This window comes from Marinobacter metalliresistant (genome assembly GCF_038098645.1).
GTDB lineage: Bacteria > Pseudomonadota > Gammaproteobacteria > Pseudomonadales > Oleiphilaceae > Marinobacter > Marinobacter metalliresistant.
On the sequence record NZ_CP101118.1, the window covers coordinates 3,048,535 to 3,063,637 of the forward strand.

At 61.4% G+C, this 15,103-nt stretch carries 12 protein-coding genes and 1 pseudogene; 12 read left to right on the plus strand and 1 reads right to left on the minus strand.

The window, feature by feature from the left end:
• Positions 1 to 59: 59 nt before the first annotated feature.
• A complete protein-coding gene (locus NLK58_RS14255) occupies positions 60 to 320 on the minus strand; it encodes an acyl-CoA-binding protein (RefSeq protein WP_341581077.1) in 261 nt (86 codons plus the stop codon).
• A gap of 271 nt (positions 321 to 591) precedes the next feature.
• Here NLK58_RS14255 and tssB point away from each other — a divergent pair, with 271 nt between their 5' ends.
• The 12 genes and pseudogenes from tssB (at position 592) to vasI (ending at position 15,087) form a co-directional block, all read left to right on the plus strand.
• The gene (gene tssB, locus NLK58_RS14260) at positions 592 to 1,086 is read left to right on the plus strand and encodes a type VI secretion system contractile sheath small subunit (protein ID WP_341581078.1); all 495 of its coding nucleotides are present in this window, start codon (positions 592 to 594) and stop codon (positions 1,084 to 1,086) included.
• Between the two features lie 66 nt (positions 1,087 to 1,152).
• Positions 1,153 to 2,655, plus strand: coding sequence for a type VI secretion system contractile sheath large subunit (tssC, locus tag NLK58_RS14265; RefSeq protein ID WP_117619089.1), 1,503 nt, complete (start codon positions 1,153 to 1,155; stop codon positions 2,653 to 2,655).
• 3 nt (positions 2,656 to 2,658) lie between these two features.
• Complete coding sequence (gene tssE, locus NLK58_RS14270) at positions 2,659 to 3,099, plus strand: type VI secretion system baseplate subunit TssE (protein ID WP_341581079.1); 441 nt, start codon at positions 2,659 to 2,661, stop codon at positions 3,097 to 3,099.
• 159 nt (positions 3,100 to 3,258) lie between these two features.
• Complete coding sequence (tssF, locus tag NLK58_RS14275; protein ID WP_341581080.1) at positions 3,259 to 5,031, plus strand: type VI secretion system baseplate subunit TssF; 1,773 nt, start codon at positions 3,259 to 3,261, stop codon at positions 5,029 to 5,031.
• Positions 4,995 to 6,011 (plus strand): type VI secretion system baseplate subunit TssG, encoded by a 1,017-nt coding sequence (gene tssG / locus NLK58_RS14280; protein WP_117619092.1) that lies wholly within the window; start codon positions 4,995 to 4,997, stop codon positions 6,009 to 6,011. Before tssF ends, tssG begins: the two co-directional genes overlap by 37 nt.
• Positions 6,012 to 6,031: 20 nt before the next feature.
• Positions 6,032 to 7,348 carry a type VI secretion system-associated FHA domain protein TagH gene (tagH, locus tag NLK58_RS14285; protein ID WP_341581081.1) on the plus strand — a complete coding sequence of 439 codons (1,317 nt, stop codon included), beginning with the start codon at positions 6,032 to 6,034 and terminating at the stop codon, positions 7,346 to 7,348.
• Positions 7,345 to 7,878, plus strand: a complete 534-nt coding sequence (gene tssJ / locus NLK58_RS14290) for a type VI secretion system lipoprotein TssJ (RefSeq protein ID WP_117619094.1) — start codon at positions 7,345 to 7,347, stop codon at positions 7,876 to 7,878. Before tagH ends, tssJ begins: the two co-directional genes overlap by 4 nt.
• Positions 7,878 to 9,212, plus strand: coding sequence for a type VI secretion system baseplate subunit TssK (tssK, locus tag NLK58_RS14295; RefSeq protein WP_341581082.1), 1,335 nt, complete (start codon positions 7,878 to 7,880; stop codon positions 9,210 to 9,212). Before tssJ ends, tssK begins: the two co-directional genes overlap by 1 nt.
• Before the next feature lie 3 nt (positions 9,213 to 9,215).
• Positions 9,216 to 10,043, plus strand: a complete 828-nt coding sequence (gene icmH, locus NLK58_RS14300) for a type IVB secretion system protein IcmH/DotU (RefSeq protein WP_117619096.1) — start codon at positions 9,216 to 9,218, stop codon at positions 10,041 to 10,043.
• 10 nt (positions 10,044 to 10,053) lie between these two features.
• Entirely contained in the window at positions 10,054 to 12,687 is a 2,634-nt protein-coding gene (gene tssH / locus NLK58_RS14305; protein ID WP_341581084.1) for a type VI secretion system ATPase TssH, read from the plus strand.
• Positions 12,688 to 12,858: 171 nt separating this feature from the next.
• Positions 12,859 to 14,431 (plus strand): annotated as a pseudogene (locus NLK58_RS14310) (sigma 54-interacting transcriptional regulator).
• Complete coding sequence (gene vasI / locus NLK58_RS14315) at positions 14,401 to 15,087, plus strand: type VI secretion system-associated protein VasI (RefSeq protein WP_227539304.1); 687 nt, start codon at positions 14,401 to 14,403, stop codon at positions 15,085 to 15,087. Before NLK58_RS14310 ends, vasI begins: the two are co-directional and overlap by 31 nt.
• Positions 15,088 to 15,103: the final 16 nt, after the last annotated feature.

A 15,103-nucleotide genomic window follows, 5' to 3' on the forward strand; every position in this document is an offset into this window, starting at 1 on the left:
ACTTTTGGGAGGGGATTGATCCCGATCAGGCTCCTGACCGGGATCCGGGGTAGTGCGGCTTACTTTAGTGATTCGAGCTTGTCGATGTACTTCTGCATGGCATCGTCGCCGGACATGCCCTTGAGTTTTTCCCAGGCATCAAACTTGGCACGGCCGACAAAATCCATCATGCCCGGGCGCTTGCCAGACGCATCACCGGCGGTAGCCTGTTTGTAGAGCGCGTAGAATTCCAGTTTCATCTCGTTGGACGGTTTGAAGTCACCCTCGGCGGTCTGGATGTAGTTGACGGCTTCGTCGAAGCGGGTTTTCAGGTCACTCATGTTGATCTCCTTACTGGTTACACTTTGTTCCTGTCAGTTGGGCGAGTATAGCCACAGCCAGGTGGTCCGTCATTGGCTCTACAACCCTGCACGGGCGGCGAAACGGAGGTATTCTGGCAAAAGCTTGCCCGGGCGCACATTCTGGAAGAATACTGGCCAGTTTTTGCTTGAGAAAGGCAAGTGATCTGTGTAGAGTTTTGATCGTTGCGCGCCAGGACGGTGCGTGCAAGGGATTGAAAAATCGCAAATGATTTGCACAGGGAGCAAGCGCATGTCTTCAAAAGACGGTTCCGTCGCGCCGAAAGAGCGCATTAATATCAAGTACGTCCCCGCCACCGGCGATCAGCAGGCTGAAACCGAGCTACCGCTGAAAATGTTCGTGGTTGGCGATTTCAAGGGACACGCCGAAGAAACCCCCATCGAAGATCGCAAGGCCATTTCCGTCGACAAGAACAATTTCCGTTCGGTCATGAAGGAAGCCGGCCTGACCCTTTCCACCACGGTTACCAACAAGCTGGAGGAGGACGCCGACGAATTGCCGGTGAACCTGGAATTCCAGACTCTCGACGACTTCTCCCCGGACAGCGTTGCCCGTCAGGTGCCCGAGCTGAACAAGCTGATTGAACTGCGGGAAGCTCTGGTGGCCCTCAAGGGCCCGCTGGGTAATGTACCGTCGTTTCGGTCCAAACTACAGGAACTGCTGGACAACGATGGCGCCCGGGACAAACTGCTGGCCGAACTGGAACTGGCCACCGACAGCGAGTAATCGAAGCCGGCGGGTAACGCCAGGTTCACAAAACTCTGTTTTCAACACGTACTGAAGGGATGTGGTATGTCTGATACTGCCGTGCAGCAATCTGCTGCCTCCGAATCCGCCGCAGATGCTATTCAATCAGGGGCTGAGGGCTCGTTGCTGGACCAGGTGATGGCCAACAGCCGAATGGCGCCGGCCGATGAGGGTTACGATGTCGCCCGCAAGGGCGTGGCAACGTTTATTGCCAACCTGCTGAAAAGCGATGAGAAAGGCCAGCCGGTCAACAAGGCGCTGGTGGACCAGATGGTGGTTGAACTGGACCGCAAGATCAGCGCCCAGATGGATGAAATCCTGCATGCGCCCAAACTGCAGGAACTGGAGTCCTCCTGGCGTGGCCTGAAGCTGATGGTAGATCGCACCGATTTCCGCGAGAACATCAAGGTGGATATTCTTCACGCCACCAAGACCGAATTGCTGGAAGACTTCGAGTTCGCGCCCGACGTCACCCAGACCGGCTTCTACAAGCATATTTACTCCACCGAATACGGCCAGTTCGGCGGTGAGCCGGTCGGCGCGGTGGTGGGTAACTACGCGTTCACCCCGTCCACGCCAGACATGAAGCTGCTGCAGTATGTCTCTTCCGTAGGCGCCATGGCCCACGCGCCATTCCTGTCCTCCGTGGCACCCTCGTTCTTTGGTGTCGACAGCTACCAGGAATTGCCGGCCATCAAGGAGCTGAAGGCGGTTTTCGAAGGTCCGAAATACGCCAGGTGGCGTTCCCTGCGTGAGTCCGAGGACGCCCGCTATCTGGGCCTGGCATCGCCGCGCTTCCTGCTGCGGGTGCCTTACGACCCCACTGAAAATCCGGTGCGCAGCTTCAACTACAAGGAAGACGTGTCCGCCGACCACGAGCATTACCTGTGGGGCAACACCGCCTACCTGCTGGCCACCCGCCTGACCGAAAGCTTTGCCAGGTATCGCTGGTGCCCGAACATTATTGGCCCGCAAAGTGGCGGTGCGGTGGAAGACCTGCCGGTGCACCTGTTCGAATCCTTCGGCCAGCTCGAAGCCAAGATCCCGACCGAAGTACTGATCACCGACCGTCGCGAATACGAAATGGCCGACGAAGGCTTCATCGCCCTGACCATGCGCAAGGGCAGCGACAACGCGGCCTTCTTCTCCGCCAACTCGGTGCAGAAACCCAAGCAGTTCCCGAACACCAAGGAAGGCAAGGAAGCGGAAACCAACTACAAGCTGGGTACCCAACTGCCTTACATGATGATCGTCAACCGCCTGGCCCACTACATCAAAGTGCTGCAGCGGGAACAGATCGGTTCGTGGAAGGAACGCCAGGACCTGGAGCGGGAACTGAACACCTGGATCCGCCAGTACGTGGCCGACCAGGAAAACCCGCCGGCGGAAGTCCGCAGCCGTCGCCCCCTGCGCGCCGCGCAGGTCACCGTCTCCGACGTGGAAGGCGATCCGGGCTGGTACCAGGTCTCCCTGGCGGTGCGTCCGCATTTCAAGTACATGGGCGCCAACTTCGAACTGTCACTGGTTGGCCGACTGGACAAGGATTAGTCCGTGTTCCATCACCCGGCCAGCGACGGATCGCAGGCCAGCAGCGGCAGCCTGTTCGAACGACTGGAACAGGCCGCCGCGCCGGCCGGTCAGAGCATGGGAGACGTCACCCATGTTGTTGAATCCATCAAACGCCACCTGGTCCGCCTGCTGAACGCCCATCCGGGCAACAGCGCCAGCGTACCGGATCTGGGGTTGCTGGATTTCAACGACGCCACGCTCGGCACCCACGATCTGAGTGTTCAGATCCGCGGCGCGATCCGACAGTGCATCGAGAAGTTTGAACCCAGGGTGAAGCGGGTAGACGTCGTCAATCTTCCCCAAGGGCCTGATCCGCTGCAACTAAGGTTTCAGGTGACGGTGTATCTTCGCGTTGGTTCGGAAGATGATAAGACGACCATTGATTTGTTATTGGACGACAAGCGCTACTACAGAGTGATGTAGATAGTTTGCAGGCAAGGATGAGAGTAGGGGGGTGGGCAGGCTTTCCAAAAGTGTGCGGAGCCAAGGATGGCGGAGCCCAAGCGTCCCATGGATGGGCTTGAAGCGTCTTTTGGAAAGCCTGCCCACCCCCCTACTCGGAGCCAGACTGGTGCAGTAGTTATGAAGTTGAACCGATTCTACAGGGACGAGTTAAGTTTTCTCAGGCTTCAGGGCCGGGAATTCGCGGATGCCCATCCACAGCTGACAAGGTTCCTTTCGGAGCAGAGCACCGATCCGGATGTTGAACGGCTGTTGGAAGGCTTCGCCTTCCTGACCGGCAAGCTCCGTGAAAAAGTTGAGGACGAATTTCCGGAAATCACCCACTCGCTGCTGAACATGCTGTGGCCGAACTACCTGCGGCCGGTGCCCAGCTGCACCATCATGCGCTTTGATCCGCAATTGCACGCCATCAGCGAACACCAGCGGGTGGACCGCCATACCGAGATCAAGAGCCGGCCCCTGGGCGACGCTACCCGCCAGACCCAGTGCCGGTTCCGGACCTGCCGGGCCGTGGACGTGTTTCCGGTGAGCGTGGCCGCGGCCCACGCCGAGCACTCACGGGAAGTGTCCTCGGTAACCCTGGACCTGGCGTTACACACCGATCAGCCGCTGTCATCCCTGGGCATGGACAGCCTGCGCTTTTACCTGGGCGGCGAGAGCCACATTGCGGAAACCCTGTTTCTCTGGCTCAACCACTATCTGGAGCGGATCGAACTGGTGGTGGGTGAATCGGTCTACCGCCTGCCCGCCTCGCTGTTGCAGCCGGTCGGCTTCGGCGATGACGAAGCCTTGCTGCCGTATCCAAAGAATGCCTACCCAGGCTACCGCATTCTGCAGGAATATCTGAGCTTCCCCGAGGCGTTCCGGTTTGTGGACATTCAGGATCTAGGGCGGCGGCTGCCGGCCGTGCAGGCGGACGAAATCAGCCTGCGTTTTCATTTCAGCCGGATACTGCCGCCGGATGCCAAGGTTCGGGAAGACAATTTCCAGCTGTACTGCACGCCGGCGGTGAACCTCTTTACCCACGAAGGCGAACCGGTGGATCTGAACGGCCGGCAGACCGAGTACCGGATTTCACCGTCCAGCCGGTCGCCGGACCATTTTGAGGTGTTCAGCATCGAGCAGGTGGAAGGCTGGCTGGAAGGCCGGTCCGGGCGTGGTGAGCCCCGCATCTACACCGCCTTCGAGAGTTTCCAGCATGAGGTGGAGCGGGATCGGGGCCGTACGGCGTTGTACTACCGGGTTCGGGCGCGGAACAGTGTTCGCGGCGACGGCTTTGATCATTACATGTCGTTCGTCCGGGGTGACGAGTCCGAGTGCCTGAGCCGGCAGGAAGCGATTTCCCTGACACTAACCTGCACCAACCGGCAGTTGCCAAGTCAGCTGGCGGTGGGCGAAATCTGCATGGCAACCGAGAGCACGCCGGCGTTTGCCACCTTCAGTAATATTACCCGGCCCACCGCCACCCTGCGGCCGACCCTCGACGGCAGCCTGTTGTGGACGCTGATATCGAATCTGTCCCTCAACTATCTGTCCATGCTGGATGTGGATGCCCTGCGCACGGTGCTGCGGGTCTACGACTTCCGGGCACTGGTGGACCGGCAGGCGGAGCGGGTGTCCCGGAAGCGCCTGGCCGGTATCACCGGCATCGAGACAAGCCCGGTGGACCGGATGGTGAAAGGGCTGCCCGTGCGGGGCATCCGCTCGGTGCTGAAGCTGGACCAGCAGGCATTTGCTTCAGAGGGTGATCTTTACCTGTTCGGCACGGTTCTCAGCCAGTTCTTTGCCCTTTACGCCAGTATCAACGCATTTCACCAACTGGAAGTGGTGAATACCGACAATCAGGAACGGTACACATGGACGTTACAGCAAGGTCAGCAGCCGCTGATGTAGCCGGGCTGCAACCCGTTCTGGGCAATGCGCGGCGATACAGCTTTTTCCAGCTGGTGGACCTGATTCACCGGCATCATGGCGATGATCTCGAGCGAAACAGCGACGATCAGCCCCGCCAGGAACGGATCCGGTTTTCCGCCTCCGCGGGTCTCGGCTTTCCCGGCAGCGACGTGGTATCGGCACTGTCCCCGGAGCACGAGCACGGGCCTTATCAGATGGAAGTCAGCTTTCTGGGGCTGCACGGTTCCCAGTCGCCGTTGCCGGGATATTATCTGGAGGATCTGGCCTGGGAGGCGGGCCAGAATCTGGGCATCCGCCGCCATTTTCTCGATTTCTTCAACCATCGCCTGGTCACCCTGTTTCACCGGGCGTGGCGCAAGTACCGCTACTACGTTCGGTTTCAGCCCGGCGCCTCGGACGGTTTTTCGGAACTGATCTTTGCCCTGGTGGGCCTCGGCGACAGCCGGTTGCGGGAGGCCACGCCGGTAAACTGGTCCAGAATGCTGGCGTATTCCGGTCTGATGGCGGGCCGCAGCCGCTCGCCAGAGGTGGTGAGTGGCATCGTGGCCCACTGCTTTGATCTGGATGACGTCAGTATTGAGCAATGGGTCTTGCGCAAGGTGGCCATCGCCAGCGATCAACAGACCCGGCTGGGGCAGGCTAACGCCTGCCTGGGCAACGACACGCTGGTGGGATCGGCCATTCGGGACCGCAGTGGCAAGTTCGTGCTCCGGTTGCGGAACCTCAGCCGGCAACGATTCGCGGATTTCCTGCCCAATGGCCAGGATCATCAGCGCCTGGTCAAACTGGTGGAGTTCGCCACGCGGGAGCAACTGGCCTACGACCTGGAACTCCAGATGCGTCCGAAGGATATCCGCCCCATGCAACTGGGTGAGGATGTGTGCCTGGGCTGGAATTCCTTTGTCACCCCCGACAAGGCCCAGCGCCGGCCGGCGGTCCGGATTCAGATACGCCGGTAGATCCGGCAGGGAAGGCACTCATGGAAGAACAACAGGCCGCGGGCCTGAAACTGACCATCACCAATCCGACCGTTGCCGGCGGTGGCGCGACCATCGAGCACTGTTTCAGCGTTCGCGGCGGCTCCATCGGCACGGCCGCCAGCGATACCTGGCGATTGTCGCCCCAGCGAACGGGCGCGGTTCCGGGCCACGCGGAAATCCGGTTTCTGGATGGTGGCTTCTGCCTGATTGATCGCAGTGGCCGGACCTACATCAACAGCGCCAGTCAGCCCGTGGGGCGGGGCCGCCGGGCACGACTGAAGCATGGCGACAGGATAAGTGTCGGGCGCTACCGGCTTCGTGCCGAGCTGGCCGAGGCCGTCTCGGAGACATTCATTGAGAGCGGTGAGACAGAGCAGACCACTCACCTGGTTGATGTGGGCGAGGGGCAACTGGTCCGGGGGTCGGATCCCATGGGCCTGAACGAGAATCCGGAGCCGTTGCAGAAACTCGCTTCGGTAGCCGTGGCGGCCATGAGTGAGGACCCATTGGCGCCCTGGAATGGACAGCCCGGTGAAGAAGAGCCGGATACCGACGCCCTGATGGCCGGCGAGGCCTCCTGGTATGCCGCGGAAAGGAATGTGTCGGATGAGTACCGGGAAAACCGCGACGTGGCGGTCGGCCTACCCGTTCGCAAAGGAGAGAGAGACAGGATGTCTGAGATCACAAAGACGGGTGATCGCCGGGATGCGTCAGATCAGAGCAGCAAACACATCAGTGGTGCCCCCCTGCTGCGGGGCATGGAAGCCGGGCTGGACTTTGCCGACAGCGACGAGATGCGGCTGTTCCTGGAGGAGGCGGGGCAAACCCTGAAGGCCACCATGGAAGGCCTGCTGGCCCTGCACCAGGGCGAAGACAGCCGGCATCAGGCGCTGAGGACCCGTCTGCAACCCATTGAAGACAATCCACTGCGTCTGGGTGAGGATTATGAGGACACGGTACAGACCCTGTTCGCCAGCCACCGCAGCCCGGTTCACCTGTCGGCGCCGGCGGCGGTGCGGGAGAGCCTGCAGAGCCTGAATCATCACCAGCAGGCCACCCGGGAAGCGATCAGCGAAGCACTGGAAGCCATCCTGCATGCCTTTTCGCCGGAGGCCTTGCTACGCCGTTTTCACGGATACCGTCGTGGCCTGCGGGAGAACGAAGACGAAGGCCACTGGGCCTGGGACATGTACCAGCACTATTACCGTGAACTGAAATCCAGTCGTCAGCAGGGATTCGAGCGCCTGTTCCGGGAGGTGTTCGAACAGGCTTACGACCAACACCTGCGCCAACTACAGAGGGAGAACCCGTTGTGAAGACCTGCAAATGGAGTTTGCTGGCCATCGTATTCGTGCTGGCAGGATGCAGTACCCCCTACAACGCGGTCACCAAAACCGCGAAAGTACTCTGGGACCCGGATATCCCAGTGGGGTACGCGGAAGATCTGCCCAGCCGGGTGGGGCTGACCATGGTCGCCGAGCCGGATGTAAACCCGAATGAATCCCTGGCACCCACCCCCATTGCATTTCAGGTCATTGAGATGCGCGACAGCTCCCTGTTGATGGCCGGAGATTTCGACCAGTTGCTGAGTGATCTTGAGTCGTCACTGGGCCAGAACTATGTGGACCACAGCGACTATTCCCTGGTGCCGGGCCAGTTCAAGTTCATTGAGCCCTTTGAAATCGGCAAGGACACCCGTTTTATCGGTGTGATCGCCTTCTACGCCTATCCGAACCTGTCCCAGTGGAAAAAGGTGGTGAAGGTGGATCCGATCGGAGGCCGCTACAACCTGCTGGTGAACCTTCGGGAGCGGGAAGTTCAACTCAAGCATTCGGATGACACCTGATGGCGGTAACCAATCGAGTTGTCTGGAGTGACGGCCTGTTCATCAAGCCTCAACACTTCCAGCAACAGCAGCGGTACCTGGAGCACCAGATCAACGAGCGCGCCCTGGCGATCTCCGATTATCTGTACGGCTTCAGTGACCTGGAACTGAACGCGGAGTATCTGAGTTTCGGCCGGGTCGGTCTGGTGCGGGCATCCGGACTGTTTCCCGATGGCACCCGCTTCAGTCTGCCCCAGGACGATGTGATGCCGGAGCCGATGGAAATCACCGATGCCTCCGTGGCCAATCAGATCGTGTACCTGGCCCTGCCACTGGGCAGTGACAGCCTCGCCGAAGTGGAATGGCCGGACGCCCCGGTGGCGGGCCGGTTCCGTGCCGACTCCCTGGAAATCCGGGATCTGCATTCGGTCGACGGTGATGCCCACACCATCAATGTGGGCCGGGTTGCACCCCGCCTGATGCTGGAGCGGGACGATCGCAGTGCCTATGCGGCCCTGGCCATCGGCCGGATTCTTGAGAAGCGCCCGGACGGCAGCCTGGTGATGGACCCGAACTTCATCCCGACCATGCTGAGTGTGCGAGCGGCACCGAGGCTGCAGCGATTTGTCGGGGAAATGGCGGGCCTGATGCGGGAGCGCGCACGCACTATCGCCGAGCGTGTCGGTGCGCCCGGGCAGGGCGGCGTTGCGGATGTGGCGGATTTCATGTTGCTGCAGATGCTGAACCGGGCCCATCCCAGGTTCATGCACCTTGCCCGACTGCGTCAGCTGCATCCGGAGCGACTGTTCGAAGCCCTGCTTGAGCTGTGTGGCGAGCTGGTGACCTTCACCGATGAGGGGCGCCTGCCGAGGGAGTACCCGGCCTATGATCACGATCTGCCGGAAGACTGTTTTACGCCGCTCATGCAGGTACTGCGACAGTCCCTGAGCACGGTGCTGGAACCACGGGCTCTGGCCATCCAGCTCCAGCAGCGCCAGTACGGCCTGACGGTGGCGCCGGTTCAGGATGCCCAGTTGGTCCAGGGCGCGGAATTCATTCTTGCGGTCAAAGCCGACATGCCGCTGGACGATCTGCGCAAGCAGTTCACCCAGCAGTGCAAGGTGGCCTCGGTCGAGAAAATACGGGACCTCATCAGCTTGCAGCTCCCGGGGATTCCGCTCTCTGCGCTACCGGTTGCACCCCGGCAATTGCCGTATCACGCCGGTTTTGTGTACTTCCGGCTGGACGACCAGAGCCAGGCCTGGCAGATGCTCGACAACGCCAGCGGATTCGCGTTCCACGTGGCCGGCAGTTTCCCGGGCATGGAAATGCAGTTCTGGGCAATCAGGAGCTAAACCATGGCAGATGCACAGGTAATGGATTTACCCGATGGCAGCACGCATCCCGGCCGCAGTGCGTTCAGTGATCTGATGTTTGCCGACAGCCAGGGCCCCGCTGAGGGCAACCGTGAAGGCCAGGTCGATGAACAGTTCCAGCTCAGGGGACTGGAACACAACCGCCTGATTGATGCCGCCACGCCATTGCTGGGCCTGGTTATCCGGATACGCAGACTGGTGGATTATCGCGCCGTGGAAACCCTCTATCAGCAGGTGGTGGATGAGATCGCCGCCATTGACCGGGAACTGGTGGAGCAGGGTTACGACCGGCCGGTCGTTGTGGCCTACCGGTACGTTCTCTGCGCCTTCATTGACGAGGCAGTGCTGGGAACCGACTGGGGCGCCCACAGTGTCTGGTCCCAGCATTCCCTGCTGTCCCGTTTCCACAACGAAACCTGGGGCGGGGAAAAGGTCTTTGCCATCCTCGCCCGGATGGAGCAGGAACCGGCCCGCTACCGCGACATGCTGTCGTTTATCTACCTGTGTCTCTGTCTCGGTTTCGAGGGCCGGTACAAGGTGATGGAGAACGGCCGGGATGAATACGACCAGATTGTCCGCGGCCTTCACGAGCAATTGAAAGCGTTGCGGGAGCAGCAGGATCACGCCCCCCTGGCGGATGCCCGCACCAACGTCACGCCAACCCGTAACCGGCTGCGCAGCGGTTTGCCGGTCTGGGGGATCGCCGGTTTGTTTGTGGCCGCGATGGCCGGGATCTACTCCCTGTATAACATGGCATTGAACGAGCGCATCACGGACGTATTGCGCGTATTGGATCAACTACCGAAATAAGGACATCACTGTGATTCGGGTAGAACTGCCGGCGCTGATCGGGCGCCTCAACGAACTGTCACGCCAGGCCCTGGAGGCCTCCGCGGCCCTGTGCATCAGCCGCCAGGGCGCCGAGATTACCCCGGCGCACCTGCTGTTCAAACTGCTGGAAATCCCGTTTTCCGATGTGCGCCAGATTCTGGAGCACACCGGTATCGATCATCTGCAACTGCAGCCAGTCGTGGGCGACAGCCTGAACGGCGAACCGCAAACCGCCGAGGCCTATCCTTCGTTTTCACCACTGCTGGTGGAACTGATGCAGGACGCATGGCTGCTGGCCTCCACCGAACTGGGCCACAGCGAACTGCGCTCAGGCGCCGTGTTCCTGGCCCTGCTGATGAACGCCGACCGCTACCTGATGCCCCGGGTGGCCCAGGCCCTGGTGGAGATCAATCGTGAGCAGTTGCGCAAGCAGTTTGACCGGCTCACCGAGGGCTCCGCGGAGCATCCGGAACTGAACGTGCAAGAGTCCGGAGAACCGGTGGCGAGTGCTGATCTGGACCCGCTCAAACGCTACGCCACCGACTTCACCAGACTGGCCCGGGAAGAAAAACTGGACCCGGTGGTGTGCCGGGACGCCGAGATCGACCAGATGATCGACATCCTCTGCCGCCGCCGCAAGAACAATCCCATCGTGGTGGGGGACGCCGGTGTGGGTAAAAGCGCCGTGGTGGAAGGCCTTGCCCTTCGCATCGTTAACGGCGATGTACCAGACCGCCTGAAACAGGTGGAGCTCTGGACCCTCGATATGGGAGCGCTGCAGGCCGGTGCTTCGGTGAAAGGGGAATTCGAGAAGCGCCTCAAAGGCGTGATCGAAGCGGTCAAAGGCTCCGCCACCCCGATCATCCTGTTTATCGACGAAGCCCACACCCTGATCGGCGCCGGCAACAGCGAAGGCGGCTCCGATGCCGCCAACCTGCTGAAACCGGCCCTGGCACGGGGCGAGCTGCGGACCATCGCCGCCACCACCTGGCGCGAGTACAAGAAATACTTCGAAAAAGACCCGGCCCTGAGCCGCCGTTTCCAGCCGGTCGCCCTGGACGAACCAACCCCGGGTGAAGCCGTTCACATCCTCCGTGGCCTGCGCAGCGTCTACGAACAGGCCCACAAGGTTCTGGTCGCCGACAGCGCCCTGAAAGCCGCCGCCGAACTATCTGCCCGCTACCTGGCCGGCCGGCAGCTCCCGGACAAAGCCATTGACGTACTGGACACCGCCTGCGCCCGGGTCAGCCTGAACCTCAGCACGCCTCCGCGTCGGTTGAGCCACGTGCGCAGCGAGCTGCACCAACTGGCCATGGAGCAGGGCCTGCTTAACCGCGAACACGCCCTGGGCCAGAGCGTTGATAACGAGCGTGAACAGACACTGGACCAGCGCATCGCCGAGCTGACAGCGGAATCGGAAACCCTGGAACAGAGCTGGAACGACCAACGCGTGCTGGTGGCCCGCCTGGTGGAGATCCGTGAACAACTGCTTACCGGTGAAGAGCCTGAAATACAGGATACTGGAGATCAGCCGGCAAAGGGCGATGAGCAATGCCCGGACCTGAAAAGCGAGGCCGGGGCCATTGAGCAGGAACTGGCCGAACTCCAGGCCGACGAACCTCTGGTGCACGCCCGCGTCGATGCCCGCCAGGTGGCCGAAGTCATCGCCGACTGGACCGGCATCCCGGTCAACCGCATGACCGCCGATGAACTGGAAAAAATCACCCACTTGCCGGCGTACCTCCAGACCCACATCAAAGGTCAGGACACCGCCATCGACTGCCTGCACCAGCATCTGCTCACCGCCCGCGCCGACCTGCGCCGGCCCGGCCGCCCCATGGGCGCGTTCCTGCTGGTTGGCCCCAGCGGCGTCGGCAAAACCGAAACCGTGGTGCAACTGGCCGAACTGCTCTACGGCGGCCGCCAGTTCCTCACCACCATCAACATGTCCGAATACCAGGAAAAGCACACCGTCTCCCGCCTGATCGGCTCACCGCCGGGCTACGTCGGCTTCGGCGAAGGCGGCATCCTCACCGAAGCCATCCGCCAGAAACCCTACTCCGTGGTACTGCTCGACGAAGTCGAAAAAGCCCACCCGGACGTCCTCAACCTGTTCTACCAGGCCTTCGACAAGGGCGAACTGGCCGACGGCGAAGGCCGGCTGATCGACTGCAAAAACGTCGTCTTCTTCCTCACCTCCAACCTCGGCTACCAGACCATCGTCAACCACGCCGAGTCCCCGGCCAGCCTGGAACAGGCCCTCTACTCGGAACTGGCCAACTTCTTCAAACCGGCATTACTGGCCCGAATGGAAGTGGTGCCCTTCCTGCCGCTGGGCGAAGACACCCTCAACCGAATCGTCGGCGACAAACTCCAGCGGTTGGCGGACCAGATTAAAGCCCGTTACCACGCCGAAGTGGAACTGGAAGAAGGCCTTATCGAAGCCATCCGAAGCCGGGCGACACGAAGTGAAAACGGCGCAAGGATGCTGGAGTCGATCATAGAGGGTGAGTTGTTACCACCGGTTTCATTGGCGTTGCTTGAGAAACTGGCGGCCAGGGAACCGGTAACAAAGGTGACTCTTGGGGTAGATGAGGACCGATTCGTGGGGACCGTTGTTTGAGGCAACTGGGGAGGTAGCGGCCCCTGTGGTTCGGCTTTCCAAATACCCTGCGGAGCCGTGGATGGCGGAGCGGAGCTTACAGGGACGTATTCACAGCGTGTTTTGGAAAGCCGAACCACAGGGGCCGCGGTCGGCGAAGACTCAACAAAGGGAACAAGAAGAATGGGACGGATGCAGATGGAACTGCACACCGGCATCGACCTGGCGGTGGCACTGATCCGGCAGGACAACCTGCCGGATCTGCTGAAAACCGCCACAAGACAGCTGGAAAACGCCTTCGGCCTGACCCGCTGCTGGGCACTCGAACTCGACCTCAGCGGCCGAACCCTGCACTGCAGCGACCTCGCCGAACCGAGCGAATTCGATTGTGGCGACTTCAGCCACCCCCTTTGCCCACGTACTGCAAACCGGCAAAGCCCGGGAACTGACCCGCGTTGCCAGCTACCGCCTCGACCACACCGGCTTCCAGGCACTGTTCGACGCCAGTGACCGCCCCCGATCCCTCTGGCTCGAGCCCCTGACCGGCAATGACGGCCGAACCCTCGGCATACTCGTGCTCTGCCGGGACGAGCCCGACTGGGACGGTATCACCGGCCAGCCCCTGTATTGTGGCCTCCGGCAACTGCTTATCCATCAATGGATTGCCCAGTTGCAGAGCCGTGACCAGGTCTGGCAGCGCCGCCTGCTCAAACGCTCCCTGGATCATCTGCACGACGCCGAAACCGTCCGCAGCCGCTGCGAACAGCTGGCCCGAACCCTGGTAGGCAACTCCGAAGCCATGACCAGACTCCGGGCCCAGATCGTCCGGGCTGCCAGCAGCCAGTTGTCGGTGCTGGTGCAGGGCGAAACCGGTTGTGGCAAAGACGTGGTTGCCCGCGGTATTCACGAACTGTCCGACCGGGCCGGAGGCCCCATGGTCGTGGTCAACTGTGCTGCCATCCCGGACACCCTGCTGGAAAGTGAACTCTTCGGCCACACCAAAGGCGCGTTTTCCGGTGCCGATCAGGACAAACAGGGGCTTCTGGCCCAGGCGAATGGCGGCACCCTGTTCCTTGATGAAATCGGCGACATGCCCATGGCCCTTCAATCGAAGCTGCTCCGGGTGCTGGAAAGCCGCCAGTTCCGCCCCCTGGGCGCCCGTGAGGAACAGCGTTCGGACTTCCGCCTGGTGGCGGCCACCCACCAACCGTTGCAGGCAGGAATTGAAGGCGGCAGCTTCCGGCGGGACCTGTTTTACCGTCTTAGCCAGTTTCCGCTGCGGGTAACCCCTTTGCGGGAACGCCCCGACGACCTCGAAGCCCTGAGCCGTCACTTCATCCGGCTATATACCGAGCGTGAGGGTAACGGCCCCATGGGCATTTCCAGCCACGCCCTGCACCTGCTGGCCGGTTACGACTTCCCCGGCAACGTCCGGGAGCTGCGCAACATCATTGAGCTGGCCTGCCTGCAGACGCCGGGCGGGGATGATATCCAGCCGGAAGTTCTCAGGCTCAATGATCTGTTTGAAGAACCCGATAGCTGGAGTACCGCACCTTGGGATGCCGGAGGTGGCGCGTCCGTTGAGGGGCCGGCCCTGGACGAGATCCGGGACCTGAAAGCTGCAGCCCAGGCCTTCGAAGCGACGATTATTCGTGAGCGTCTGCGCCAGTACGGTGGCAACCGCGCCCAGGCGGCGGAAAGCCTCGGGCTGCCAAAGCGGACCCTGGCCCACAAATGTCTGAAGTATCGGGTGACGGATTTATGATGTCCCGGAAAGTGCGTTTTCCCGGTCGCGTTCCGGCGGCGCTGGCGTTGGTTTCCCTGCTGTTTTCCCTGCTGTCGCATGCTTCCGCTGACCAGCTTGAGGATGCCCGGTTTTGTACAGGCGAGCCTCAGCGACTTGAACGGCTGGCCTGCTTTGATGACGTTTTCGGTACGCCGCTGGCGGCACCCGGAGCCGATAGCACGGCCCCGGATGCCCGGCGGTCTGAACGCTGGCGACAGGCCTATGCCGGCCTTGATGAGCAAAACGGTGGCTCCGGTGTGATTTACCGGAATACCGGGCGGGCGGCCGGCCAGCTGGTCACGGTTCCGGCTCTGGGCGTGCAGCCTCCCCGGCCTCTGCTGGCCCTGCAGTGCCACAACAACATCACCGAACTCACCCTGATGCTGCCAGAGGCGCTGGACGAGGAACGGGTGCGTCTGGGATTTGGCGGGGCACAGACAGTCTGGCGGGTGCGGGACAACGGTTTCGTACTCAGCGGTGGCCGGGGGCTGCCGGCCATTCGCACCGTGAAGGCCATGATAGCCAGCACAGAGGTTCGCATCGAATCGCCCAACGGTCGCATCCATGGCCTGCTGTTTGATCTGACGGGATACCGCCAGGCGATCGAACCGTTACGCGAGACCTGTGGCTGGTAAACGCAGGCTGAACACA